The sequence below is a fragment of the Lactonifactor sp. BIOML-A5 genome, assembly GCF_009677585.1.
Classification (GTDB): domain Bacteria; phylum Bacillota; class Clostridia; order Lachnospirales; family Lachnospiraceae; genus Lactonifactor.
The window spans coordinates 22,068-46,749 of the sequence record NZ_WKYV01000005.1 but is presented as its reverse complement, the minus strand read 5'-3'; the positions used below and the strand labels follow the sequence as shown (position 1 = coordinate 46,749).

Annotated in this window: 21 protein-coding genes and 1 other annotated feature; of the genes, 6 read left to right on the top strand and 15 right to left on the bottom strand. The window is 48.5% G+C overall.

Annotation, left to right across the window (positions count from 1 at the left end; translation table 11 throughout):
* The first annotated feature begins 11 nt into the window (after positions 1-11).
* Positions 12-653 carry a hypothetical protein gene (locus tag GKG41_RS05005; RefSeq protein ID WP_154257472.1) on the top strand — a complete coding sequence of 214 codons (642 nt, stop codon included), beginning with the start codon at positions 12-14 and terminating at the stop codon, positions 651-653.
* A 21-nt stretch (positions 654-674) separates the two neighbouring features.
* Here GKG41_RS05005 and GKG41_RS05000 read toward each other — a convergent pair whose 3' ends face one another.
* The 5 genes from GKG41_RS05000 to GKG41_RS04980 are packed head-to-tail and all read right to left on the bottom strand — an operon-like array spanning position 675 to position 6,725.
* Positions 675-1,856, bottom strand: a complete 1,182-nt coding sequence (locus GKG41_RS05000) for a thiolase family protein (RefSeq protein ID WP_154257471.1) — start codon at positions 1,854-1,856, stop codon at positions 675-677.
* Between the two features lie 37 nt (positions 1,857-1,893).
* The gene (locus GKG41_RS04995; protein WP_154257470.1) at positions 1,894-2,742 is read right to left on the bottom strand and encodes a 3-hydroxyacyl-CoA dehydrogenase NAD-binding domain-containing protein; all 849 of its coding nucleotides are present in this window, start codon (positions 2,740-2,742) and stop codon (positions 1,894-1,896) included.
* Between the two features lie 38 nt (positions 2,743-2,780).
* Positions 2,781-3,518 (bottom strand): 3-oxoacyl-ACP reductase FabG, encoded by a 738-nt coding sequence (fabG, locus tag GKG41_RS04990; RefSeq protein WP_154257469.1) that lies wholly within the window; start codon positions 3,516-3,518, stop codon positions 2,781-2,783.
* 18 nt (positions 3,519-3,536) lie between these two features.
* Entirely contained in the window at positions 3,537-5,102 is a 1,566-nt protein-coding gene (locus GKG41_RS04985; RefSeq protein WP_154257468.1) for a CoA-transferase, read from the bottom strand.
* Between the two features lie 3 nt (positions 5,103-5,105).
* Positions 5,106-6,725, bottom strand: a complete 1,620-nt coding sequence (locus tag GKG41_RS04980; protein ID WP_154257467.1) for a class I adenylate-forming enzyme family protein — start codon at positions 6,723-6,725, stop codon at positions 5,106-5,108.
* 401 nt (positions 6,726-7,126) lie between these two features.
* On the opposite strand from GKG41_RS04980, the gene GKG41_RS04975 reads away from it, so the two are divergent.
* From GKG41_RS04975 to GKG41_RS04960, 4 genes are all read left to right on the top strand, one after another.
* Positions 7,127-7,336 (top strand): hypothetical protein, encoded by a 210-nt coding sequence (locus tag GKG41_RS04975; protein WP_154257466.1) that lies wholly within the window; start codon positions 7,127-7,129, stop codon positions 7,334-7,336.
* Between the two features lie 44 nt (positions 7,337-7,380).
* A complete protein-coding gene (locus GKG41_RS04970; RefSeq protein WP_154257465.1) occupies positions 7,381-8,949 on the top strand; it encodes a sodium:solute symporter family protein in 1,569 nt (522 codons plus the stop codon).
* A 32-nt stretch (positions 8,950-8,981) separates the two neighbouring features.
* Complete coding sequence (locus GKG41_RS04965; protein ID WP_072852305.1) at positions 8,982-9,569, top strand: hypothetical protein; 588 nt, start codon at positions 8,982-8,984, stop codon at positions 9,567-9,569.
* A 141-nt stretch (positions 9,570-9,710) separates the two neighbouring features.
* Entirely contained in the window at positions 9,711-10,739 is a 1,029-nt protein-coding gene (locus GKG41_RS04960; protein ID WP_154257464.1) for a LacI family DNA-binding transcriptional regulator, read from the top strand.
* A 65-nt stretch (positions 10,740-10,804) separates the two neighbouring features.
* Here GKG41_RS04960 and GKG41_RS04955 read toward each other — a convergent pair whose 3' ends face one another.
* The 3 genes from GKG41_RS04955 to GKG41_RS04945 form a co-directional block, all read right to left on the bottom strand.
* Positions 10,805-12,517, bottom strand: coding sequence for a proline--tRNA ligase (locus GKG41_RS04955; protein WP_154257463.1), 1,713 nt, complete (start codon positions 12,515-12,517; stop codon positions 10,805-10,807).
* A gap of 105 nt (positions 12,518-12,622) precedes the next feature.
* Positions 12,623-12,874 (bottom strand) — a binding site (T-box leader).
* 114 nt (positions 12,875-12,988) lie between these two features.
* On the bottom strand, positions 12,989-13,915 hold the full coding sequence (locus tag GKG41_RS04950) for an AEC family transporter (RefSeq protein WP_154257462.1): 927 nt from the start codon (positions 13,913-13,915) through the stop codon (positions 12,989-12,991).
* Between the two features lie 46 nt (positions 13,916-13,961).
* A complete protein-coding gene (locus tag GKG41_RS04945; protein WP_173015514.1) occupies positions 13,962-14,183 on the bottom strand; it encodes a 4-oxalocrotonate tautomerase family protein in 222 nt (73 codons plus the stop codon).
* A gap of 424 nt (positions 14,184-14,607) precedes the next feature.
* On the opposite strand from GKG41_RS04945, the gene gap reads away from it, so the two are divergent.
* A complete protein-coding gene (gene gap, locus GKG41_RS04940) occupies positions 14,608-15,633 on the top strand; it encodes a type I glyceraldehyde-3-phosphate dehydrogenase (protein ID WP_154257460.1) in 1,026 nt (341 codons plus the stop codon).
* A 223-nt stretch (positions 15,634-15,856) separates the two neighbouring features.
* Here gap and GKG41_RS04935 read toward each other — a convergent pair whose 3' ends face one another.
* The 7 genes from GKG41_RS04935 to GKG41_RS04905 all read right to left on the bottom strand — a co-directional run bounded on the left by GKG41_RS04935 (position 15,857) and on the right by GKG41_RS04905 (position 24,675).
* On the bottom strand, positions 15,857-17,020 hold the full coding sequence (locus GKG41_RS04935) for a hypothetical protein (RefSeq protein WP_194167082.1): 1,164 nt from the start codon (positions 17,018-17,020) through the stop codon (positions 15,857-15,859).
* Positions 17,021-17,137: 117 nt separating this feature from the next.
* Positions 17,138-20,662, bottom strand: coding sequence for a transcription-repair coupling factor (gene mfd, locus GKG41_RS04930; protein WP_154257459.1), 3,525 nt, complete (start codon positions 20,660-20,662; stop codon positions 17,138-17,140).
* Between the two features lie 23 nt (positions 20,663-20,685).
* A complete protein-coding gene (gene pth / locus GKG41_RS04925) occupies positions 20,686-21,258 on the bottom strand; it encodes an aminoacyl-tRNA hydrolase (protein WP_154257458.1) in 573 nt (190 codons plus the stop codon).
* 20 nt (positions 21,259-21,278) lie between these two features.
* A complete protein-coding gene (locus tag GKG41_RS04920) occupies positions 21,279-22,247 on the bottom strand; it encodes a GTP-binding protein (RefSeq protein WP_154257457.1) in 969 nt (322 codons plus the stop codon).
* 14 nt (positions 22,248-22,261) lie between these two features.
* Positions 22,262-23,416, bottom strand: a complete 1,155-nt coding sequence (locus GKG41_RS04915; protein ID WP_154257456.1) for a GTP-binding protein — start codon at positions 23,414-23,416, stop codon at positions 22,262-22,264.
* Between the two features lie 92 nt (positions 23,417-23,508).
* A complete protein-coding gene (locus GKG41_RS04910) occupies positions 23,509-23,742 on the bottom strand; it encodes a polya polymerase (RefSeq protein WP_072854585.1) in 234 nt (77 codons plus the stop codon).
* A gap of 93 nt (positions 23,743-23,835) precedes the next feature.
* Positions 23,836-24,675 (bottom strand): carbon-nitrogen hydrolase family protein, encoded by an 840-nt coding sequence (locus tag GKG41_RS04905; RefSeq protein ID WP_154257455.1) that lies wholly within the window; start codon positions 24,673-24,675, stop codon positions 23,836-23,838.
* Between the last annotated feature and the right edge of the window lie 7 nt (positions 24,676-24,682).

Here is a 24,682-nt window from a genome sequence, read left to right as displayed (position 1 = left end):
GGGGAATAAGAGTGGAAATACTAAGAACTATAACTGCATTTGATTTTATCTTAAAGAAGGAGCGCATCTTTCAAACAGCAGAGTGTTATCCCGGAAGGCCGTCGTACCGAAAGGCAGAAAAAATGTATCCCGAAATCGTACAGGGTCTGCGAAAAGCCGTGTCCCCCTGTGCATGGATCTACTTTGGCAAAGCTCACTGGTACTGTCTGCTCACCCTGGGCAGGGAGGCAGAACCTTATGTTGTCTCCTGTGCAAAGGACACCCTCCTGAAAGGACTGCTGGCAGATAAAGCCGCCGAAGAGCTGCTCTTCTCTATGGATGAGGCCGTAGCTGCTGCAGTAAAGGCAGAGTGCAGAAGAAGGGAGGTGGGAATCAAAAGGCGTTTAGAAGCTCCCGGCCAGCTGCCCTGGAAAGCACAGCAGATCATCCTAAAGAAAATAGAAAAAAACCAGCATACAGGAGTTACTGTAAGCGACAGCTATGTCTTTCATCCCCCCAGGAGTATGGGCTATATTCTGGAGCTAACCCACAATCAGGATTGCTTTGCCGCAGTTCATGACTGCAGCACCTGCAAAAACGAAGAATGCCTAAGAAAATGCGGAAAGCCGCCGTTGTCTGAGCCCTTCGTTCAGACAGCAGAAAAACCGGACTGATATCCGGTTTTTCCTGCTGTTCTATTCACACTTTGTAAAATACATAGAGATTCCCTGGCCTCCGCCGATGCACATGCTGATCATTGCATCTCTCTTATCTGTACGCGCCAGCTCATACATTACCTTAACTGTAAGCACGGCGCCCGTAGCCCCAATGGGATGACCGATGGAGATTCCCCCTCCGCATATATTTACTTTCTCCATATCCAGGCCAAGATCTCTGGATACCGCCACTGCCTGGCTGGCAAAGGCTTCATTAATCTCAAACATGTCTATGGCCTGTAAATCTAATCCCAGTTTTCCGGCCAGCTTTTCGCTGGACAGCTTAGGCGCATAGCCCATAAGCGCCCCGTCATTGCCGGCCACCGCATATCCTCTGATGGTAAGCACCGGCTTTATTCCCAATTCCTCTGCCTTCTCCCGGCTCATAAGAACCACCGCAGCTGCCCCGTCATTCAGGCTGGAGGCATTCCCTGCGGTAACCGTCCCATCCTTTACAAAGCAGGGTCTGAGCTTTTGCAGCTTTTCGATGGTCTGTCCGTCTCTGGGACCCTCGTCGGTGTCGAACACAGTGACATTTCCTTTCCGATCCTTTAACTCCACAGGGAGAATCTCATCCCTGAATTTTCCGTCTTTGATTGCCTGTACTGCCCTTCTGTGGCTTTCCAGGGCAAAGGCATCCTGCTCCTCTCTGGACACATGGTACTCCCTGGCTACGTTTTCCGCCGTTACGCCGTTGTGGTAAGGTCCTAACGGCCATGTGAGAATATCAATCACCCCGTCCTCAAAAACTTTGTGCCCCATTCTGGCTCCCCACCTTGCGTCCTTCACATAATAAGGCAGCTGGGATATGTTTTCCGCCCCCCCGGCCACTACTACGTCAGCATACCCGGTCTGAATCTCCATCACAGCGTCCGCAATGGCCTGAAGCCCGGATCCGCATTGCCGGTTTACAGAGTATGCTGTAGTCTCATTGGGAAGACCTGCCTTGAGGCTGATGGCCCTGGCTACAAATCCATTCTCTGCGATTTGCCCTACCTGTCCGATGATGACTTCGTCCACCTTTTCCGGTGCAATTCCCGCACGTTTTACTGCCTCTTTTACCACCATGGCTCCCATATCGATAGCGGAAATGTCCTTCAGGCTTCCCCCAAAAGCCCCCACCGGGAGCCTAACACCGCTTACTGCTACAACTTCTTTCATATTACTTTCCTCCTCATTTTATCAGATCATCTGCTGTTTACTCATATTTGTAGAATCCCCGGCCGCTCTTGCGTCCCAGATGACCGGCTTTCACCATAGTCTCCAGCAGGGGACAGGGCCTGTATTTACTGTCATGGAATCCTTCGTACAAACCCGTCATGGTTGCCAGCATCACATCCACCCCTACAAAGTCCGTCAGCTCCAGAGGACCCATGGGGTGGTTTGCCCCCAGCTTCATGGCATTGTCCACATCCTCCGGTCTGCAGCCTTCCATTACCATAAATGCCGCCTCATTCTGCATAGGAACCAGAATCCTGTTTACCATAAAGCCCGGGAATTCAGGGGCATCTACTATGGTCTTTTTTATGCGCCCTGTAAATTCACGCACCGTGCGGTAGGTGTCGTCGGAGGTGGCAAGCCCCCGGATAAGCTCTGCCAGCTTCATTACAGGTGCCGGATAGAAGAAATGGACGCCCATTACCTTGTGCGGCCTTTTTGTGGCGGCGGCGATCTCTGAAATACTTAGGCCTGAGGTGTTGGAAACGAGGATGGTTTCCTCATCTGCATATTGATCCAGGTTTGCAAAGGTTTCCTTTTTTATATCAATTTTTTCAGGAACTGCCTCCACAATCAGATACGCGCCTTTCACATCTTCGTATGTGCTGCTGTAGGATATTCTTCCCAGGATTTCACATTTTTCCTCTTCCGTCATCTTCCCTTTCTGCACTTTTTTGTCAAACAGAGTGTTCAGATTATCCTCTGCCTTTTCCAGGGCACCTGGAAAGACATCCACATTTACTACCTCATATCCTGCCTGCGCACAGGTCTGGGCGATGCCTCTGCCCATAAGTCCGGCACCGATTACAGCTACTTTATTCTGTTCCATTTCCTCTCATCCTTTCTTTTGGGTCCTCTGCCCCTTTTTTACAGCACCATGCCGCCTCCCACATTAATGACCTCTCCGGTAATATAGTCTGCTTCCTCTGAAGCCAGAAAAGCTACCATATTCGCAACATCCGAAGGCTTGCCTGCGCGGCCCATGGGAATTTTTCCAACCATAATGTCCCACACCTTTTCCGGAACGCCTCTGGTCATATCTGTCTCTATAAAGCCCGGACAAATGGCATTGCAGGTTACTCCTTTTTTTGCCAGTTCTCTGGCCGCTGTCTTTGTCAGTCCAACCACGCCTGCCTTAGAGGCCGCATAATTAGCCTGTCCCACATTACCCAGCCAGCTGGCGGAAGAGATATTAATAATGGCGCCGCTCTCCTGTTCCCGCATCAGCTTTGCGGCTGCCTGCGTCATATAAAAAGTCCCTGTAAGGTTCACGGCAATTACCTGATCCCACTGTTCCACAGACATCTTGTGCAGCATGGAATCCCGGTTGATCCCGGCATTATTCACCAGAATATCTACCTTCCCGTATGTGCTCAGTGTCTTCTCAAATAACGCGTTTACCTCATCCAGGACCGCTACGTTGCAGATTTGGTAAGAGGCTTTTCCTCCGGACGCCTCAATTTCCTTAACCACGCTTTGGGCATTTTCCTCCACCATGTCACAGATCATTACACTGGCCCCCTCTTGTGCCAGTTTAAGGGCAATTCCCTTTCCCAATCCTCTGCCTGCGCCTGTTACAATAGCTGTTTTTCCTTCTAATCTCATCTTGTTTCTCCTCTCTTTTTACAGTTTCATATTCATAGGTCCCTGGTTAAACAGCCGCACGTCCATGGGAGCCAGCTCGCTGCTTATTATAGGGGCAAAATCCATCAAATCCAGTACCTGGGTTTTTAAGTCAATGCCGGGAGCTATCTCCGTCAGCATTACCCCTTCCGGCACAAGCTTGAATACCGCACGCTCAGTTACCACATACACTTCCTGACTCTTTTCTCTGGCCAGTTTCCCGTTAAAGGAATATTGGGCTGCCCGGCCTACCATTTTCCGGATCCTTCCTTCCTTTACTATGGTCAGTCTTTGATTTTCAAAGGAAAATTCGCACCCGCCTGCTGTAAAGGTACCGCAGAACACCACTTTCTTGGCATTCTGGGTGATATCTATAAAACCGCCGCATCCAGTACACCTGGGCCCCATTTTTGTGGCGTTAATATTCCCTTCTCCATCCAGCTCCCCAAATCCCATAAAGGTAATGTCAACGCCGGCTCCGTTGTAGTAGTCCATCTGCTCATGGTGGCCTATCATGGCATACAGATTCCGGCCGATGCCGAAGTCTATTCCTCCGGCCTGTACTCCGCCGTAGATACCGGATTCTACGGTAATCATAATATCGTTATTGATCCCTTCTTCATTGCTGATATTCCCTATTACGTCGTTGGGTATCCCCGTACCCAGATTTACCACGCATCCGGCATATACCTCCTGTACAGCCCTCCTGCCGATAAACTTTCTTACATTTAATGGGAGAGGCTCTATGGCATTCTGAGGAACCCTGGCCTGTCCGCTGTAGGAAGGGTCAAACACCCAGGATGAAGTCTGCCGGTGATCCTGCTCTGGATTTTCACACACCACGATCCCGTCAATAAAAACGCCCGGCACCGTAACGTCCTTAGGGTTCAGCGTCCCTGTCTGCACCACCCGCTTTACCTGGGCGATTACTTTTCCTCCGTACCTCTTAGCCGCAAGGACTGCGGGAAGGACTTCCAGCTTCATGGCCTCCTCCGTAGTCGTCAGATTCCCCATCTCATCGCATTCCGTGCCTCTTATGAGGCATGCATCGATAGGTATCTCCCGGTAAAACATATATTCCTCTCCGTGTACATCCATAATTTCCACGATGTCATCCAGCTTTTTGGTCCGGTCATTCATCTTGCCCCCCTCATATCTGGGATCTACAAAGGTACCGAGCCCTACTTTTGACATTTTTCCCGGCAGACCGCAGGCCATACTTCTGTATAGCTGGGCAATCTGTCCCTGGGGCAGGCAGTATGCCTCCACCTGGCTGTTGGCAATCATCTCCATCCACCGGGGCTGCAGACCCCAGTGGGAACCAATAATTCTCTTCACAAGACCCTCATGGGCAAGATGCTGTATCCCATCCTTCCGGTCGCTCTGCCCGCAGGAGTGAAGCAGCGTCAGATTAGAGGGGTGTCCGGTTTCCAGAAAGGAAGCCTCAATCCCTTTTAAAATAGATTCGCACGCGCTCACCAGCGTCATCCCCACCGGACACAGGGTCATACCGTCTTTCAGATATCCGGCCGCTTCTTCTGCGGTAATAAACTTAGCTTTCAACATTCTTTACTCCTCCATTAACATTTTCCTGATGGCAATCTTATCGGTTTTCCCATTGGGTGTCTGGGGAACCTTATCAACAATTTTTATTTTTACCGGAACTTTATATCTGGCGATTCTCTCCCCCAGATACTGCTGAATGGATTCCTGTTTCAGGCCGCTCCCCGGTTCCAGGCAGACCACAGCGGCAGCCACCTCCCCGTAGAGGTCATCCGGAATCCCTGTCACAGCGGCATCCTGTATTCCATCCATCATTTCCAGCTCATTCTCCACATCAAAGCACCAGATCTTTTCTCCGCCCCGGTTTATCATGTTTTTGATCCGGTCAACCACGAACAAATAGCCGTCCCGGTTAAAGTATCCCAGGTCGCCGGTCCTGAGCCATCCGTCCCGGAGCGTATCAGAGGTCTGCTTATAGTAGCCGTCCGGCACCAGCGTACCGGATATGCAGATTTCCCCTACCTGGCCATCCTCCAGCTCTTTGCCATTCTCATCTGTAATCTTAAACCGCGTACCGGGTACAGGCAGTCCCGAGGAGCCGATATACGGACTGGAAGCAGCATCTTCGGGAAAAACCGTTCCGGGAGATGTGGTCTCCGTGAGGCCATACACCGTATGAAAGCTGGACTTTGGCAGCCATCGGTGCAGTCTGCGCAGTTTATCCTTCGGCATATTGCTGCTCCCGCAGGCAAAAGAACGAAGACTTTCTATGGAGGGCGTCCCTTCCCCTGACTGTATGATCAGATTAAAGGCTGTAGGGGAGGCGTGAATAAACGTGAAGCCATACCTTCTGGCCTCCTCCACAATGCGCGCTCCGTCAAAAAACTTGTGGAGATAGAGATGTCCTCCGGTATAGACAAACAGTCCCAGAAGGGCTACCAATCCGGTGATATGATAGATTGGGGTTGCAATCACCGACACATCCCTCTCCGTAATTCCCAGGGTTCTTCTGTACACCTCAACCGCGTGCATGATATTATAGTTTTTTAACAGCACTCCTTTGGACTTGGAAGTGGTCCCCGAAGTAAACATAATAATTGCAGGCTTCTCCCACCCGCCGCCCGGGTATGGATCCCGGCCGCTGGTTTTTACATTAAAACCGGCTGCCCTGTATTCATCGCTGTATCCCCACCCCTTTTCGGCGTCAGTCACTACCACCATCTTTTCTCTGGGATAGATTTCAGGGAACCAGTCTGCGTATGCCTCGTCGCAGATTATATATTCTGCTTCCGCTCTGCAGGCCAGAGGCAGCACTTCGGATTTCCTGAACTTTCCCGGCAGAGGAACGGCAACAGCCCTCAGCTTTTGCAGGGCCAGAAATGCCGTGCAGAATTCCACGCTGTTATACAGTATAAGCCCCACATGCGTGCCCTCGCCTATCTGCTTTTCCTTCCCCAAAAACTCTGCCAGTATTTCCGTCTGTTCCAATAGCTGCGCATAACTGCTGGTTTTTCCGTAATTATCGGTAACTGCCGGCCTTTGGGGAAATCTTTCTGCTGTGTGTCTCAGGGCCTGGTACAGATTATCCATAAGGCCCGGAAACGTTTCAATTGTCTTTTCCCCCAAGGTTTTTCTTTCCATCCCTCCGGGGCATCTACCCTTCCATAGTTCATAGCCGTCCTTCATACTGCTTATCCTCCGCAAAGGTTGCACTTACGCAACCGATTTCTCTTTTATGTATCATAGCAAATGATTTTTTTATCGTCAATGTATAACATTCACATATTAAACCCCTTCCGTTTGTGCATTTTTTATATTCTTCTATTATAATGCAATTTTTTAGGACCCCACCTGTTATTTCCTCTATTTTTGTCCATTTTTTACAATTTATTTACTCATTTTTTATATTCATATACCAATTTGTTTATTTTTGCCACAAACCCCATTGTATTTTCATGGTTCATGTGCTATTATTTGGTTACCGAAAAAGAGAAATCGATTGCGTATTTATTTTCGATTTTCTCGTTATCGATTCCCTGTATTAAAATATATCCAGGAAAATTTATGAAGAAAGGAGTGGAACGTTTATGAAAAAAGGAGTGAAAATTGCATTTGTAATCTTTAATATCATTTATTTCTTTTTCGATTACATTGTTGTGACAGTTCTCCCCAACCCGATTTTGTTCGGATGGCTGCCGCTGCAGCTGGGAATTCTTCTGTTTCTGCCAGTACCTGCGGCAATCGTCTGGGGAATATACTTTAATGCCTTTTTCAAGACACAGAAAGATTTAAAATAATCTATTGATACTAACTCTTTCATAAGAGATTCGGGAGGAATATTATGAAACCAGCAATCTTTATCAGTTTAGGAATTCTAGTCTATGCCGTGTTTATCGTCTGGCATGGCTTTCGCTCCTTTAAATCCACAAGTGAATCATCTGAAAAGTTTTTTACAGCCGACAGGGGCCTGAATCCCTTTGTGCTTCTGTGCACCACATCCATTTCCGTTTTCAGTGCCCTTGCCTTCTACGGTGCACCCTCAGGCATTTATAAAGACGGAATCGGCTTTTATTCAAATACCGGCGGTATGGTAGCCGGACTCTTATTTGTAATTCTGGGCTACCGTCTCTGGCTTTTAGGGAAGGAATATGGATTTACCACACCAGTAGACTACCTTCGTTCCAGATACTATTCCGATGGGTTTGGCTTATTTATCTCCATCGTTCTTGTTCTTTTTATCGTTCCCTATGTTGCCATGCAGCTGATCGCCATCGGGGATGCAGTCGTTGTCACCACAGAGGGAATGGTACCCTACGTTGTGGCGGTGGCCGTTGGCACAATTGTAGTATCCTTACATATTATCGGCGGCGGTATGGGATCTGTTGCCTGGATGGATACGTTTCATATGGTGCTGGGATTCGGCACTCTGATTACTTTAATTGTATATCTCACTATGACCTACTTCCCCAACGGGGGATTCGCGGAGGCGGTTGCCATCATGCAGCAGAATGGTACCTATGATATTCTGTCCTGCCCCGGTCCCAACGGTACCTTCAACTGGAAGGGAATGCTGGGCAACGCCTTAACCGGCGCCATTGCCACCGTTGTCTGGCCTCATATTTTTATGCGTACCTTCGTGGCCTCCAGCAAAGAGAACTTCCGTCAGATGTCCTGGATGATGCCGATTTCTTATGTACTTGTGTACTCCCCCATTGTTATCATCGGGGCCATCCTGGCACCTGCCATTCTGGGAAAAGGATTTGCACAGCCTGACAACATCGTTGCTGTTTTATCCACTCAGTACGCACCGCCCTTTATTGCTTTTATCTCACTGCTCTGCCTGTTCGCATTCGGCGTATCCACTGCAGACTCCTTATTATTGTCTGCCAGCGCTATGGCATCCAGGGATATTTATCTGCATCATGTGTATGAGCTGAAGGGCCGTACCTCAGATCCAAAACAGGTGGTAAAGTTCGGCAGAATTGTACTTCTGGTTCTCATGGTAGTTACTCTTGTAATTGTTGCCATTAAACCTGCGTCGATCACGGATTATGCCTATAAACTTTCGTCACCATTTTTTGCCCAGATTCTTCCGGCCACCGTATTCGGGCTGTTCTGGAAGAAAGCCACCAAAGAGGGAGCAATCGCAGGCACTGTCTCAGGTCTGATTGTTGCTATTATATTTACCTTCTTTATCGCTCCCCCATTAGGCTTTTCCGCACTCATCTGGGCTTTGGTGGTAAACACCATCCTTCTGGTAGCTGTCAGTATGTTCACAACAGTACCCGAAGAAATTGTTGCAAAATACCATAAGAGAATTGACTCCATTATCTACTCCGGCGCAGAGCTTACCTCACTGACAGACGCTACGATTGCCTCTGTTAATGCGAAAGCCGCTGATGCCAGATAAAAGATAATACATAACAAGAAAGGACGCTGCACATGTTTGGTTTTAACAAGACGAGCCTCGCCCCCGCCCCGCGGGAAGAATACCTTCATGAGGTCATCCCCAATACCTATCATTTAATTCCGTTTCAGGTATATCAGGTAGGCATCCTCCATCCGGATACCTGGCAGGTATACATTAATCCCAGCAAGACCTTTGCGTTCCACGACGGATTTGCCAAGATAGACCGCTCCGCGGAGAAAAGCTGTCCGGATCAGGCCTCTCTGGCCCTGCGCTGGGCCAAGCTGAAAAAGGAAACCACTATTGATGAATATATGGACGAGATAAAGCTCCAATATGAGAAGAAGCAGAAGAAAAACAAAAAGGACAGTTTTAAGATACTGTCCATGACCCCTGTGGAAGACCTGCCTCACAAGGCATATCTCATGGAGTCTTCCATCCGTGCAAACCATTCGGTATACCGCACCCTGGGCAAGGAGGAATCTATACTGTCGCTGCAGCTTACAACCTACTGCGACGTAACCAAACGTCTTGTCATTGCCAGCCTGGCTTCTACTCCTGAAGATTTTGAGTCAAAACGGGAAACTTACAGAGAAATTCTTTTTTCTCTCACCTGTCATTAAGTAAAAACCGCCGCATTTTCCATAGAATGCGGCGGTTTTCTTATTTTCGGGTGAGGCCTTCATTGCTTTTTCCCCCGGATTCTGTATAATATGTAATAAAGCTTGTATTGGCGTCAGAACATTGAGAATGAGGAGTGCACTATGAAAGAACATTCTTATACCATAGCGGAGGTGGCAAAAATGCTTGGGGTATCCCCCTCCACAGTTTCCAGGGCAATGAATAATTCCCCGGGTGTCAGCAAGGCCGTGCGGGAAAAAATATTGGATTTTGTTGATGAGATCGGCTATCACCCCAACACCATCGCCCAAAGTCTCAGCCGGGGCACCAGTAATATGGTAGCTTTAATCCTGGGAGACATCAGAAATCCCTTTTACTCTGATCTGGCCTTTTACATCCAGCGTCATCTCACAGAGCAGGGATATATTGTAACAACCTTCAACAGCGAATATGATCCCGATAAAGAGGCCCAGTACATGAGGATCGCCCAGCAATACAGCTACGGGGGTATTATCCTTGTGACCGTGAACTCGGAAGCGGCCGACAAGTATCTCACCAATATGGATATACCTCTTTTGATGGTAAACCGCATTACCTCGAACTACGATGGCTCCCTGGTGGTTACAGATAACTTCCAGGCCGGATACATCGCTACACGTCACCTGATTAATCTCGGCCATAAGGAGATCGGCTTCATCTCGGGCCATCATCAGAGTTCCACAGCTTCCTATGACCGGTACCGGGGATTTCGGCAGGCCCTGTCCAATTATCACCTGGAATACAGGGAAGAGTACTGCAGCTATAACAAGGACTGGAGACTGGAAACCGGCTACCAGGCAGCCGAGGAGTATTTTGCTAAAGATGCAGACAGCCGCCCCACTGCTCTTTTGCTGGCCAATGACCTTCTGGCCATTGGCTTCATGGATTACTGCGGCAGCCATGGAATTAAGATACCGGAGGAGCTGTCCATAATAAGCTTTGACAATATCGAATACGCCAATCTCTCCCAGATTCAGCTGACCACCGTGAGCCAGCACGTAGAACTTATGAGCGAAGAGGCTGCACAGCTGATGGTCTCACTGATGACAAAATCTCAGGTAGAACCGAAACGGATTATCCTGGAGCCAACCCTGGTAATCCGCAAGACAACAGGCCCCTGTCCGGGTATGTAAAATCGTCTGTCAACAGAAAAGAAGGGGGGCCGGCATTCCCGGCCCCCCCTTTCTTTCTGCAGAATTTATCTCATCATCTCTTCCACAAGCAGTTTTACTTCACTGCACACCTGATCCAGCCCGGCCTTCTTCTGGATGCTCTTGTCTCTGCTTACAATCTCACAGCAGCCCTCCTTCATATTCCTGGGGCTGGCAATCACCCTTACAGGTATCCCCATAAGATCCGCATCTGAGAACATAACACCGGCGCTTACTTTTCTGTCGTCATACAGAACTTCTATGCCCTGGCTCTGCAGTTCCTCATATAATTTATCCGCATATCCCTTTACTTCCTCATTGTCCGGTCTGACACAGCACAGATGTACCTGCCATGGAGCAATGGACATAGGCCAGATGGGGCCGTATTCATCATGGTGTGCCTCACAGACAGAGGCCGCCAGTCTTCCCACGCCAATCCCGTAACATCCCATGATTGGATACTTTTCTGTCCCGTCTTTATCCAGATATTTCATCTCCATACTCTTGGAGTACTTGGTTCCCAGCTGGAAGATATTTCCCACTTCAATGCCTCTGGACACCTTAACTGCAGGCTTTTTGCACTGGGGGCAGATCCCCCCCTCTTTAATCTTGGCAAAGTCATGATATTCCGCTTCCGGCAGATCTCTTTCCATACACAGCCCTGTATAGTGGTATTCTTCCTTGTTCCCTCCGCAGGAAAGATTGGTGGCGCCCTTCAGGGAACTGTCATAGAGCACAGTTATATGATCCGGCAGATTATAAGGTCCGATATATCCGGCCAGAAGGCCGCATCCCTCTGTAATCTCCCCGGGATGTATCTCTTCTTTCAGGAAATTGGTTACCTTAGTCTCATTTACATCCAGATCGCCCCGGATAAAGATCACCACAAACTCATCCGTGGCATTCTTCTGGTACACAACGGCTTTGCAGGACTTATCCTCCGGTGTTCCCAGGAATCTGCACACATCTTCTATCGTGTGAATATCAGGTGTGTGGACCAGCTTCAGTTCTTCCTGGACTGCATCCTTTTCATTCTCAATGATGCTCTCTGCCATCTCCACGTTCGCCCTGTACCCGCACTCCGGACAGATGGCAATGGAGTCTTCCCCCACGGGAGTCAGAAGCATGAATTCATGGGACAGACTGCCTCCCATCATACCGGAATCGGAAGCCACTGCTATGGTCTCAGGAATGCCGGCCCTTGCGAAGATCCGCTCGTAGGCCTTATAGCATCTCTCATAGTATTCTTCCAGATCCTCCTGAGACGTATGGAAGGAATAGGCATCCTTCATAGTAAATTCCCGGACACGGATAAGTCCGGCTCTCGGACGGGCCTCATCCCTGAATTTAGTCTGAATCTGGTAAATCATGAACGGATACTTGGCATAGGTCTGCCCGTATTCTTTTACCAGATGAACCGCAGCCTCCTCGTGTGTCATGCCCAGAACCATTTTGCTGCCGTTCCTGTCTTTAAAGCGGAGCAGTTCGTTTCCAACGCTCTCATATCTGCCTGTCTCTTCCCACAAACTGGCGGGAAGCGCTACGGGAAACTGCACCTCCTGTCCGTCTATGGCATCCATCTCCTCCCTGATAATCTGCTCGATCTTCCTGCAGATCCTCTTCAAAGGGGCATACTGAGAGTAGATACCGTTGGCCACATATTTCATATAACCGCCCCGGATCATTAGGGCATGGCTGTCAATGACACAGTCCGCAGGACGCTCCTTAAAACGCTCTCCTACTATTCTTTCCATCTTCATAATGTGATTCCTCCTTAAAATATTATCATAAAATGAGTCCGGCAGGCTGAACACGCGCACCGGAACGCGTCATAAAGCAAAAAACGCCCTAACCGGAAATCTCCGGTTTAGGGCGAATAAATACATTATCCGTGGTACCACCTAACTTCAGAACTTACATTCTGCTCTCTGCGAGTACGTAACACATCCTGTGTCTGATACTCTTTCCCTGTAACGGTGGAACTCCGGCGGGGCCTACTCATCTCTTTTCGGCCTGCGGCTCAAAGACCGGTTCAGCACCCCTCCACAAAGCCTTGCACCGTCCGGCTTCTCTCTGAAGTATTCAGGATACTTACTATCTCTTCTCAACGCCTTTTGCTATTGATGGAATATTAGCATATTTTTTTCTTAAAGTCAATCCCTTTCTCTCCGGCCGCAGCCCCCACCCCATAGCAGTCGCTGTTCACACACCGCTGTCTGGGGAACGTCGTGTTATAACTGGTACAAAAAAACCATAAGAGGCATGGTGACCATACAGACCACAGATGTTGCAGCATTGATTACACTGGCATACTCCGCATTCTTTCCGTATATCTGAGACATCTGTGTGATGGAGGAAGCCGTTGGTGTGACAACCGCCAGTAGTGTAATCAAAAGTATTGTAAACCCGTCTTCTGTGAGCCCGGCCAGTGGGCTGTATTTTAGTATTACCAGGGAAAGGGCGGGAAATACAATCATCCGCAGAAATGTAACCAGCCCCAGCCTGCGGTAGGAGAATACTTTTTTCAGACTCATATCTCCTATCAGCATTCCGGCTATCAGCATAGACATGGGTCCTATCATCTTTCCTGCAGAGTCCATGGCGCCCCGGACCAGAGAAGGAAGCCTGCATCCGGATATAAAAAGTACAGCTCCGGCTAAAACAGCAATCATATTTATATTAGAGAATATCTTCCTTAACGCTATCTTCTTCTCCCCGCAGAGAAGCATTTTTCCGTGACTCCACATAAAGAACAGCTGCACGGACATAAATGCGCTGGAATAAATCACCCACTCTTTCCCCAAGGCGGCTGTCACCAGAGGGATGATCAGATTTCCTGAGTTAGAATAGGCTATAGACGCCTTCTCCACCGCGTCCAGCCGGAATATCCTCCCAAGTGCCGGGAGGGACAGCAGGATTAGTATGTGTATAATGACAGCTGCCCCCAGAGCCAACAAAAGCCCGTTCCTTACCCGGGGGGTATAGTCCACCTGAAATGCCTCCAAAATCACACAGGGCGTTATGAGATACAGTGTCACTGCCGACAGAATATGGCTGTCCTGCCCCTTTAAGACTCCAGTTTTAACAATGACTCCCCCCATCACCATTATCAAAAAAAGCTGGATCATCTGTTCCATTATTACAATACTAATCCCCATCTATCCTGCACCAATCATCTTTCGTATACATATGTACCCTGCGCTCCTACATCTCATAGCCCGGAGGAACCAAAAGATTTTTGTCTTCCCGGAGCTTGCGGTACACCCTGTCCTTCCATTCTTCTCTGGCCACCTCCTCCACGGTGACAGAGACGGCACTCTGAGAAAGCCCCAGGGTCTCCGCGGTGAGCCCTGCCAGTTTTTCTGCCAATTCCTTTTTAGACGCTTCATCCCTTCCAGGGAACATCTGCACGATAATATGCGGCATATTCATCTCTCCTTTCTGCTGCTTCTTAATAGAATACCTTATAAAGAAGTCTTATCTGTGAACTTTTTGAACATTCTGTGAACATTTTATCAATAATCTTTGTATTTCTCAGCGCTTTTTGTACAATATCCTCAAATTATCCCCTGTTAACCGGGCATAAAACCGAATTCATTTGTACAACATCCTGTACTTTCACGTTAAAACTTTAATTACTTCCCGCTCTATAGTATTCCTCTGGCAGACATGATAAACTAACACTGGATTGCAGAGAACAAAGAAAATCGCTTGGTACAGGAATATAGCTGTCATAACAAAGAAGGAGCAGTGCAAAAACTAATATATACCCGAAGGGCTGCACGTGCCCCGGGTCAGCCGTGCCTGAACTGCTGCACGGCAATGTATCTTATGAGGAGGTATTCAAATAATGGCGATTAACATTGGCATAAACGGATTTGGACGTATTGGGAGGGTTTCATTCCGTATAGCCATCAGTCAACCCGAAACATTCCACCTGTGCGGAATCAATGTCCGCAACGCAGATCTGGATTATATGGTATATATGATCCGATACGATACCATATTCGGGCGTTTCCGGGGAGAGCTTTCCACCTGCGATGGGGGGATTATCGTAAACGGAAAGAAAATCCCTGTCTTTTCAGAAAGTGATGCATCTCTTATCCCGTGGGACTCATGCGGCGCAGAGTATATTATCGACGCCACCGGGGCCTTCTGCACCACCGCAAAGGCAATGGGACACATTGATGCAGGCGCAAAAAAGGTTATTATATCAGCTCCGGCGAAAGATGAAGAGACTCCTACCTTTGTTATGGGTATCAATCACGCAGACTATACCAGGGATATGAACGTTGTATCCAATGCTTCCTGTACCACCAACTGTCTTGCTCCAATCTGCAAAGTGCTTGAAGATCACTATGGGATTGAGCAGGGCCTTATGTCAACCATTCACGCTGCTACCGCGAAACAAAAAGTAGTAGACTGCCGTTCCCTAAAGGATTGGCGGACGGGACGGGCTGTGTTCGGAAACCTGATCCCTTCCAGTACGGGCGCCGCGAAGGCAGTATCCAAGGTCATCCCTTCCTTAAAAGGAAAGATGACCGGAATCTCATACCGGGTTCCAACCTCAGATGTCTCAATTGTCGACCTTAATGTTATGTTGAAGAGCGAGACAAACTATGAAGATATCTGTAAGAGGGTAAAAGAATCCACAGAAAACGAACTGGCAGGAATTTTGGACTACGTAGACGATGAGGTAGTATCCTCTGACTTTATCGGAGATTCCCATGCTTCCATTTTTGATGCCAGAGAGGGAATCCAGGTGAACGGGCATTTCTTCAAGCTTATCTGTTTTTACGACAACGAGTGGGGCTATACCAGCCAGATTTTCCGCATGATCCAGCATATGCATCAGGTAGACTACCAGGAGGCGTAACACGCCGGATTATTATTTTCAGAACGAGGCGTATCTTTGTCGCTGTATCCAAACACTTGTAAGGGGCATATACATTCGTCATTACGATTATGTACCATACATTGAATACAATATCACCAGGATTCCCTGGTGATCAGACGGAGGGCATATCCCAGGATATACCCTCCGTTTTTTTGCCATGAACCAGGATTCTTAACCCGGCTCGCTGCTATTATCCGCAGTACTATTCTTCTGCCTGCTCTCCCTGTTCTGCACTGTCCTGCGCACCCGCAGTATCCGGGGCGTCAGAGGAAGGCTCTGCAGTATCTGTACCTTCTGCGTCTGTCTCCTGCTGCTTAAATACAAAAGGATTACTGTCAGTGACTTCTATCTTGTCCCACACTTTTTCATCCACCGTAAACTTGGCAGCCTCGCTCCATTCATCCAGCTTTGCCTGATAGGCTTCCTGCTTTCTCTCGTCTACAATAGACTTCTTTTTTGAGTCTGTAGCCTCCTGATCGAAATTAGCGTCCAGCCGCACTACATAATAGGCATTCTCTCCTTCTGCCACCTCGGGCGCCAGCTGTCCGTCCTCCAGACCCTCCGCAGCCTTCTTGATCGCATCTTCTACAACAGTATCATCGCTTCCATAGCTGCTGGAGGTAGCAGAGAGGTTTTCATCCACCTCTTTTGCCAGGGCATCCATATCTGCCCCCGCCACATCCTCCGATGCTGCGATCTTATCCAGGACCTGCTGAGCCTGTTCCTTCTTTTGTGCTTTCTCCTCCTCGGTCAGCTCAATGGTGTTGCCCTCTTCATCCGTCTCCGTCCCTGCGGCAGACACCCTCACACAGGTAACTGTTTTCTGGGCCGCGTCCTCATCCGGTACATTTGTGTCCACATCTGCAGTCATTGGCTCATACATTTTATTCTGGATGGTGAAAAGCTCCAGCACTGTCTCTATATCCTTCTGGCTGACTGCCAGGCTCTTCAGAGTCTCCTCGTCATTAGCCTCGATAAAGCTTTTTGCAGCCTCCTCAATTGCCTTTTGTTCTTCCTCCGAAATGCTTACCTCATACTCTTTGGCATTCTCTTTCAGAAGCATCATATCCTCCAGCTGGTCCATAAGGTTATCCTTGGCAGACTGCCCAAGGGTAGTACCTTTCTCCTCATCCTGTACGCTGTCCCAGCTCATGCTCTGTCCGAACATGGAGTAATAGCTCATCATCTGAGCCTGTGTATATCGCATGAGAAAGCTTGCCGCTCCAAGAGATACTTCCTCCCCATTGCAGGTCGCAACTGTCTTTGTTCCGTCAATTTTACTATCTTTTCCGCAGCCTGCAAGGCTTGTGGCGCCCAAGGCAACTGCAAGCATACCGCATGTCATTGTCTTTGTTAATCGGTTCATGGTTTCCTCCCATAGTTATCTTATCGGCTTATTTTGCATATCAGCCTTTTCATTATAGACTCTTTTCCAGGTTCAGGCAAGATTTTTCCCGGTATTTGTAAAGAATTCGCAAATATTTCAAACTTTCAGCTTCTCCTCCATATCCCTCAGCAGTCCTGCCACCCCTTCGATTATCTCAGCGGTATCCCGGGTCTTTTTCTTTTTGGGGCGGAAGATAAAGTGCGGGCTGGGATCCGCCTTAAACTGAAGTTCATCCCTGTACATTTCGATAACCGCAGGGATACCCTGGGGATTGATCTTCGCTTTTTCGTACATAGTAAGCTTCACCATATCCTGCAGCTGCTTTACCTCCGTCATATAGACTTTATGGGCCATTGCCTTCAGATTAGCGATAGAAAGGAGATTTTGTACAGACTTAGGAAGCTCCCCAAACCGATCCAGCAATTCTTCCAGCATATCCTCATACTCTTCCTGATTCTCAATCCCTGCTATCCTTTTGTAGATATCCAGTTTTTGATATTCATTAGGAATATACCGCTCCGGAATAAAGGCGTCCAGCTCCAGATCTATGGTGGTTTCAAAATCTTCCTGTACAGGTATTCCCTTGGCCTCTTTTACAGCCTCATTGAGCATTTTGCAGTACAGGTCATAGCCCACAGCTTCCATATGGCCGTGCTGCTCCGCGCCCAGAAGATTTCCGGCTCCCCTAAGCTCCAGATCCCTCATGGCAATCTTGAACCCGCTTCCCAGCTCTGTAAATTCCCGGATAGCATGAAGCCTCTTCTCAGCCACTTCCTTTAGCATTTTGTTCCTTTTATACATTAAAAAAGCATAGGCGGTACGGTTTGACCTTCCCACCCGGCCCCGCAGCTGATACAGCTGTGAAAGCCCGAGCTGGTCCGCGTCATGTATCACCATTGTATTCACATTGGAGATATCCAGTCCGGTCTCAATGATAGTAGTGGATACCAGAACATCAATCTCCCCGTTAATAAATCCATACATGATTTTTTCCAGTTCCCGCTCGTTCATCTGTCCGTGGGCAAAGGCAACATTTGCCTCCGGAACCAGCTTTGCAATCTGATTGGTAATCTCGTCAATCTGCTTTACTCTGTTATACACATAATAAACCTGGCCGCCCCTGGCCATCTCCCGGCTGATTGCCTCTCTCACCATCTCATCATTGTATTCCATAATATAGGTCTGTATAGGCATCCGATCCATAGGCGGCTCCTCCAGAACACTCATATCCCGGATTCCGATAAGGCTCATATGCAGAGTCCTGGGAATAGGGGTAGCTGTAAGTGTAAGAACATCCACATTTTTTTTGAGCTGCTTTATCTTTTCCTTGTGGGTAACGCCGAAGCGCTGCTCTTCATCGATGATCAGAAGGCCCAGATCCTTGAACTTTACATCCTTTGACAGTACCCTGTGCGTCCCTATGACAATATCCACCCAGCCCTTTTCCAGATCTGTCACAGTCTTCTTCTGCTGCGCCTGGGTGTTGAAACGGCAGAGCAGATCCACCCGTACCGGGAAATCCTTCATCCTCTGCACAAAGGTATTATAGTGCTGCTGCGCCAGAATGGTTGTGGGCACCAGATATACCACCTGTTTCCCCTCCTGTATGGCTTTAAAGGCAGCCCGGATGGCAATCTCTGTTTTTCCGTACCCCACATCCCCGCAGATGAGGCGGTCCATGATTTTGTGGCTCTCCATATCCTGCTTTGTGGCATCAATGGCTAACAGCTGGTCCTCTGTCTCCTCAAAGGGAAACATTTCCTCAAATTCTCTCTGCCAGACCGTGTCCTTCCCGTATGCGTATCCTTCCTGGGACTGCCTGACCGCATACAAATCCACCAGATCCCGGGCAATGTTCTGCACTGCCCCCCGGACTCTTGTCTTAGTCTTCTTCCACTCCTGGCCCCCCAGTTTATTCAGTTTGGGCTTTTTCGCATCTGCGCCGGCGTATTTCTGGAGAATATCCAGCTGGGTTGCAAGCACATAGAGATTACTTCTGCCGGCATATTCGATCTTAATGTAATCCTTGACTACATTCTCCACTTCCACCTTTTCAATTCCCCGGTAAACCCCCAGCCCATGATTCTCATGGACAACATAGTCCCCCACATTAAGCTCTGTGAAGCTCTGGATCTTTTTCCCGCTGTACTCGGTTTTCTTCCTGCGCTTTTTCTTTTCCTTGCCGAATATGTCGGTCTCTGTTATAATAACAAACTTTACCATAGGGTATGCAAATCCCCTGTGGGCGTGTCCGTATACCACCATAATTTCCCCTGGCTGAATCTCTCTTTCCGTATCGTCTGAATAGAAGCTGTTCAGTCCCTCCTCCCGGAGATCCTCCGCCAGCCTGGCCGCCCTGGTACGGGAACCTGAGAGAAGGGCCACCCGATAGCCGCCCTTTTTCCACTGCTTCAGATCCTTTACCAGAAGCTCAAAGCTGTTGTTGTAAGAATTTACTGATTTTGTCACAATGCTGTACTTACCGTTTATCTTCCAGTCAGCCTGCTTGTGGTCAATGGTGCAGACAGAAACACAGTTCTTGTGGTTCAGTGTATTGACGGTATCCCTGTACCCGGTAATCAGCCTGGCCTGACTGGGGAGAAGATATCCCTTCTCCAGGCGGTTCTGCATACTCTCCCGGAATTCCTCTTCAATCACCTCCCCCTTGTCCAGAAGATGATTCGGCTCATCCAGAAAGAAAAGGGTATCCTCCGGATCAAAATAATCCGGAAGGGAAACCAGCTCATCATAAAAATAGTGGATAAAGTGCTCGGCCGCCTGAAGGTTCTCAAATTCCCTCAGATTCTCCAGTACTTCCTCCACAGAGCCTTTTACCCGTGCAGCCTCCTCCGTCAGAAACTTATCCCTGAGTCTCTTCACATAGGACTTCATCTCTTTCTCAATGGCCTTGATTCCCTTCTCCGCTGAGTCCTCATCCAGCACAATCTCGGACGCCGGGTAAATGGCTATCTCCTCCAGGTTTTCTATGGATCTCTGGCTCTCGGCCTCAAAACTCCTGATGGAGTCTATCTCGTCTCCCCAAAGCTCGATCCTCCAGGGGTTCTCCTCCGTAAGAGGAAAAATATCTATAATTCCACCACGAACAGAGAACTGCCCGGCTGCCTCTACCTGTGCACTTCTCTCATATCCCAAACCAATCAGATCTTTTTTTAACTTGTCTATATCAATTTCACTGTCATTGCGAAACCGCAGCACCCGCCTGCCGATGGTCTCCAGGGGAAGCAGATAGTCCATGCAGCCCCCTATACTGGTTATAACAGTGACTCCCTTCTTCTCAAGAAGGGCAGCCACAGCTTTCATTCTCTCCCTGGTAAGCAGATTCCCGTGAATATCCGCCTGGAAAAATATCAGGTCCTTCGCAGGATACAGCAGCGCCTCCCTGTCGTAAAAGCGGTAGTCCTCATATATTTCTTTTGCTTTCAGATCATTCTCTGTGATGATCAGGCAATTGCGGAAATTCCGGGACATGGCGTACATTACATGAGCCTTCTGAGAATCAATGCATCCGGAAAGCTGCAGAATTCCGCGGTTTCCTTTCAGTCTTCCCCGGAGCGCCTGGTAATCGCTCAGCTCCTCCAGCGGTCTTATAAAAGCCTCCATATCTATCTCCTTAAAAAGGTCAATTATTCTGCCTTTCTATTATATATATTCATAGCGGCTTCGATATCTTCCGATAAAATAACGGAAACTGCCGCCGCCGCCCTCTCAATGGCATCATCTACCAGCTTCCTGTCCCCGGCTGAGAAACGGCTTAACACATGATCTGCGAGATCCCAGCCCTTCGGTTTGGCCCCAACACCGATTTTAATCCGGTAAAAATTCTGCGTTCCCAGGTGAGAGATAATGCTTTTGATTCCATTATGTCCCCCTGCACTCCCCTTTTTCCGGATCCTGACCTGTCCGGGCTCCAGATCGATATCATCATAGATTATAATCAGCTGGGTCTCCGGATCTATCTTATAGTAATCCGCCATAGCCCTCACCGCTTCGCCGCTGAGATTCATAAATGTGAGAGGCTTGGCCACTATGACCTTCTGTCCGTCGATCACCCCTTTGCCGAACATGGCTTTATGCTTTACCCCGGATTGTGGGATATTATGCCTCTCTATCAGTTCATCCACGGTATCAAACCCTACATTATGTCTGGTCCTTTCATATTCCTTTGAGGGATTCCCCAGGCCAACAATCAGATACATAATTTTCTCCTGTCTTTTCCTTAATTGAAATATACCAATTCCTCCTCGAGGGGCTCTGTCAGCTCTACCGATTTCGCCTCAAGCACAGGGCCCTCCCCATGGTAAGCGCGCACATAATCGTAGCCTACAGACGCCGTAACCTTTACCCACTGCCCCGTCTTCAGCTTGGGTGCATAGGGGCTTCTGCATACATATCCGATAAAGGTAGTATCATCCGCACAGCAGGTCATGGCCATGCGCCCCGGTACAAACATCTTAGACGGAAACTCTTTTGATTTTAATACCATGCCTGTGAACTCCACGGTCTTTCCTTTATATCTCTCCGGGTGATCCATAGCATCAATATACCAGATCCCGTAATCCTCTTCCCGGATGGAGATCACATCGGCATCCAGATCAAAAGGCATCTCATCCTCAAAAATATTTTCAATTTCCCCCTGTTCGTCCTCAAAGATGATCTCCGCGCTCTGATTCACTACCTTTACACTTCTGCGGAACGTGGCCAGAGGCAGACCCTTTTCGCAGCGGTTAAAAATCACCAGATCCGCGCCTCTTACCATTTCCATAAACAGGGATTTCATATTGTTCATATAGACCTGAAAGGTACTGGCGTCCACTGTTGTAATATGCTGGACGATGCCCCATCCCCTGGGAAGTTCCATCTCCTCCAGAGCGCTCACCGGCCACATCCCGTTGTATTCAATAACGATCCGCCCCGGTCGGCAGGCAATGTCCATGGCTGCCAGACGCTGGGGCGTCAGCTCCTGGGGTTCTTCTATTACCTCCATAACCGTATTATACTTTTTCAGCTCCCGGGGATCGTATTCCACCTCTCCCTCTTCGCAGAGAATAAGAAGTGTTGTCTCCTCCAGGGCAAAATAATCCTGTGCAATGGTAAAATTTAAAAATGTGCTCTTCCCGCTGTCCAGGAATCCCGCCATCAAATAGACAGGAACCTGAATCTCATCTATTTCATCTATTTCTGCCATTTATTTGTCTCCTATCATATTTTCAGTCCGAAAAGCTCTTCCAGCTTGTCTTCGTTGAGCTTAGAGCCGATAACGCAGATCCTGCCTGTAAACTCAGGCGCACCCTCACGGATCTCATGCTCACCCGGCACCATATCAAAGTAAATCCACCGGCCATCCGTACCTGCCACCATTCCCTTGGCCCGGAGAATACTGCCGTCCTCTCTGATACCCTCTGTCTCTAGATTCGTCAGTATGCCGCTTATCTCTTCTCTGCTGTAGGTTCTCACCGTCTCTTTGCCCCAGCTGGTGAACACATCATCTGCATGGTGGTGGTGATGATCATGACCGCAGCCGCAGTCCCCATGATCGTGATGGTCATGTCCGCAACATTCTTCCCCGTGATGGTGATGTCCGTGCCCCTGGCATTCCTCTTCATGGTGGTGTTCCCCGTGCCCCTGGCATTCCTCTCCATGATGATGATCATGTCCGCAGCATTCATCTCCATGGGCATGGTGGTGGTCGTGCTCATGGACGTGATGTTCTTGGCACACTGGACACACTTCCTCTTTCAGCATCTCTTCCTCCAGCGACTGGGGATGCTCCATGACGTCCAGGATCTTGCTTCCCTCCAGCTGCGTAATAGGTGTTGTAATGACAGGTGATTTATCATTTATCTGACGGATTAACTCTACCGCCTTCACCACCTTATCCTGGGGCGTCTTGTCCGTTCTGCTTAATATAATAGCCCCTGCACACTGAATTTGATTATTAAAAAATTCACCGAAGTTCTTCATGTAGATCTTACATTTTGATACATCCACCATAGTGGTATAGCTGTTAAGCTGTATATCTACTTCCTCCTGCACACCCTGAACAGCTTTTATAACATCGGAAAGCTTCCCAACACCGGAAGGCTCGATCAATACACGGTCAGGGTGGTACTTTTCAATGACTTCTTTCAATGATGCCCCAAAGTCTCCCACAAGGGAGCAGCAGATGCAGCCTGAATTCATCTCTCGGATCTCAATGCCCGCCTCCTTCAGGAATCCTCCATCGATCCCTATCTCACCGAATTCATTTTCAATGAGCACTACCTGCTGGCCTGCAAATACTTCACTCAATAACTTCTTAATTAATGTTGTCTTTCCCGCTCCTAAAAATCCCGAAATAATATCAATCTTTGTCATTTTTCTACCTCTCTTTTTATTCAAGTAACGCCAAAGGGGACGAAGGTTATTACCTCCGTCCCTAAATTATGCCTTTTTATCTGCCTCACTAATCAGCCATTCATCATAAAGTTCAGTAATTTATCAATATCTTCTTTCTCATAAGCTACCAGCTCTAATTCAGGTATCTCACCGTTGGAGAAAATATTTGCCAGAGAAACATACTGGGAAAGTTTAGATTTCAGGTTGAGTCTGTCGCCTTCTCCTGTAACTAATTCCACTTTTCCGCTGCAGCTGTCGATTACTTCGAAAAATTTCTCAATATCCTTAATATTAGATACTTTCATTCCAATTTCTCCTTTCCTGTCCGATTCTATCGCTCTATTCGTTGTTATTATACCTTGTTTTTCCAGCAAATGCAAAGAGATTTTCCCCTTCTGTCAGTAGATTTTTACTGATTTTTCCACTAATTCATAGACATCTTGCCTAATATTATCAAGAGAAGGAATCTGTCTCCTTGTCTTAACTGCCAGTCCCATATCTATTTCGCCCATCAGAATCTGTTCCTTTTTATCGGCCCGGACCACAATCCGCCCCCAGGGATCCACAATCATAGAATTTCCATGGGCCGTATAATTCCACTTCTCCCCGCACTGCCCGCAGGCCAGAATATAACAGGTATTCTCAATGGCTCTGGCTCTCAGAAGAGGCTCCCAGTGGGCCTGTCCCGTAGGGTCCGTAAAGTTGGCGCACACCAGTATCACCTGCGCCTGGTGCTTTCCCATAATCCTGAAAATCTCGGGGAATCGAATATCATAGCAGATGCCAAACCCCAGCATTCCCAGCTCTGTTTTGGACAGGACCACCTGGCTGCCGCCCGCAATCTGAGCAGACTCCCGTATCATTTTTCCCCCTGCAAGCTCCACATCAAACATATGCAGTTTGCTGTATCTTCCGGCAATCTCTCCCCGGGGATCAAAGAGCAGGCTGGTATTTCTGCACTTTTCCTCTCCTGCTGCCTCTGTGATACTGCCGCAGTGGAGATAAATGTGATTCTCCCTGGCCAATTCCCGGAACATCTCTGTCACAGGGCCCGGAACAGTCTTTCCATGGCTCCTCATGTCACGTCCGATAAAATCCACCGTCTCCGGAAGCATAACAAGATCCGCGCCCTGCCGGGCTGCCTCTCTGACTTTCCCGGCAGCCGCTTCCAGATTCCGGGACTCGTCCTCCCGGGAATCCATCTGAACCAGGGCTGCGGTCCATTTTTCTTTATTCATACGGGCA

Coding starts and splice junctions, on each gene's coding strand:
- GKG41_RS05000 (WP_154257471.1), bottom strand. CDS start 1,856: ATGAAAGAAGTTGTAGCAGTAAGCGGTGTTAGGCTCCCGGTGGGGGCT.
- GKG41_RS04995 (WP_154257470.1), bottom strand. CDS start 2,742: ATGGAACAGAATAAAGTAGCTGTAATCGGTGCCGGACTTATGGGCAGA.
- fabG (WP_154257469.1), bottom strand. CDS start 3,518: ATGAGATTAGAAGGAAAAACAGCTATTGTAACAGGCGCAGGCAGAGGA.
- GKG41_RS04985 (WP_154257468.1), bottom strand. CDS start 5,102: ATGTTGAAAGCTAAGTTTATTACCGCAGAAGAAGCGGCCGGATATCTG.
- GKG41_RS04980 (WP_154257467.1), bottom strand. CDS start 6,725: ATGAAGGACGGCTATGAACTATGGAAGGGTAGATGCCCCGGAGGGATG.
- GKG41_RS04975 (WP_154257466.1), top strand. CDS start 7,127: ATGAAAAAAGGAGTGAAAATTGCATTTGTAATCTTTAATATCATTTAT.
- GKG41_RS04970 (WP_154257465.1), top strand. CDS start 7,381: ATGAAACCAGCAATCTTTATCAGTTTAGGAATTCTAGTCTATGCCGTG.
- GKG41_RS04965 (WP_072852305.1), top strand. CDS start 8,982: ATGTTTGGTTTTAACAAGACGAGCCTCGCCCCCGCCCCGCGGGAAGAA.
- GKG41_RS04960 (WP_154257464.1), top strand. CDS start 9,711: ATGAAAGAACATTCTTATACCATAGCGGAGGTGGCAAAAATGCTTGGG.
- GKG41_RS04955 (WP_154257463.1), bottom strand. CDS start 12,517: ATGAAGATGGAAAGAATAGTAGGAGAGCGTTTTAAGGAGCGTCCTGCG.
- GKG41_RS04950 (WP_154257462.1), bottom strand. CDS start 13,915: ATGGGGATTAGTATTGTAATAATGGAACAGATGATCCAGCTTTTTTTG.
- GKG41_RS04945 (WP_173015514.1), bottom strand. CDS start 14,183: ATGCCGCATATTATCGTGCAGATGTTCCCTGGAAGGGATGAAGCGTCT.
- gap (WP_154257460.1), top strand. CDS start 14,608: ATGGCGATTAACATTGGCATAAACGGATTTGGACGTATTGGGAGGGTT.
- GKG41_RS04935 (WP_194167082.1), bottom strand. CDS start 17,020: ATGAACCGATTAACAAAGACAATGACATGCGGTATGCTTGCAGTTGCC.
- mfd (WP_154257459.1), bottom strand. CDS start 20,662: ATGGAGGCTTTTATAAGACCGCTGGAGGAGCTGAGCGATTACCAGGCG.
- pth (WP_154257458.1), bottom strand. CDS start 21,258: ATGTATCTGATTGTTGGCCTGGGGAATCCCTCAAAGGAATATGAAAGG.
- GKG41_RS04920 (WP_154257457.1), bottom strand. CDS start 22,247: ATGGCAGAAATAGATGAAATAGATGAGATTCAGGTTCCTGTCTATTTG.
- GKG41_RS04915 (WP_154257456.1), bottom strand. CDS start 23,416: ATGACAAAGATTGATATTATTTCGGGATTTTTAGGAGCGGGAAAGACA.
- GKG41_RS04910 (WP_072854585.1), bottom strand. CDS start 23,742: ATGAAAGTATCTAATATTAAGGATATTGAGAAATTTTTCGAAGTAATC.
- GKG41_RS04905 (WP_154257455.1), bottom strand. CDS start 24,675: ATGAATAAAGAAAAATGGACCGCAGCCCTGGTTCAGATGGATTCCCGG.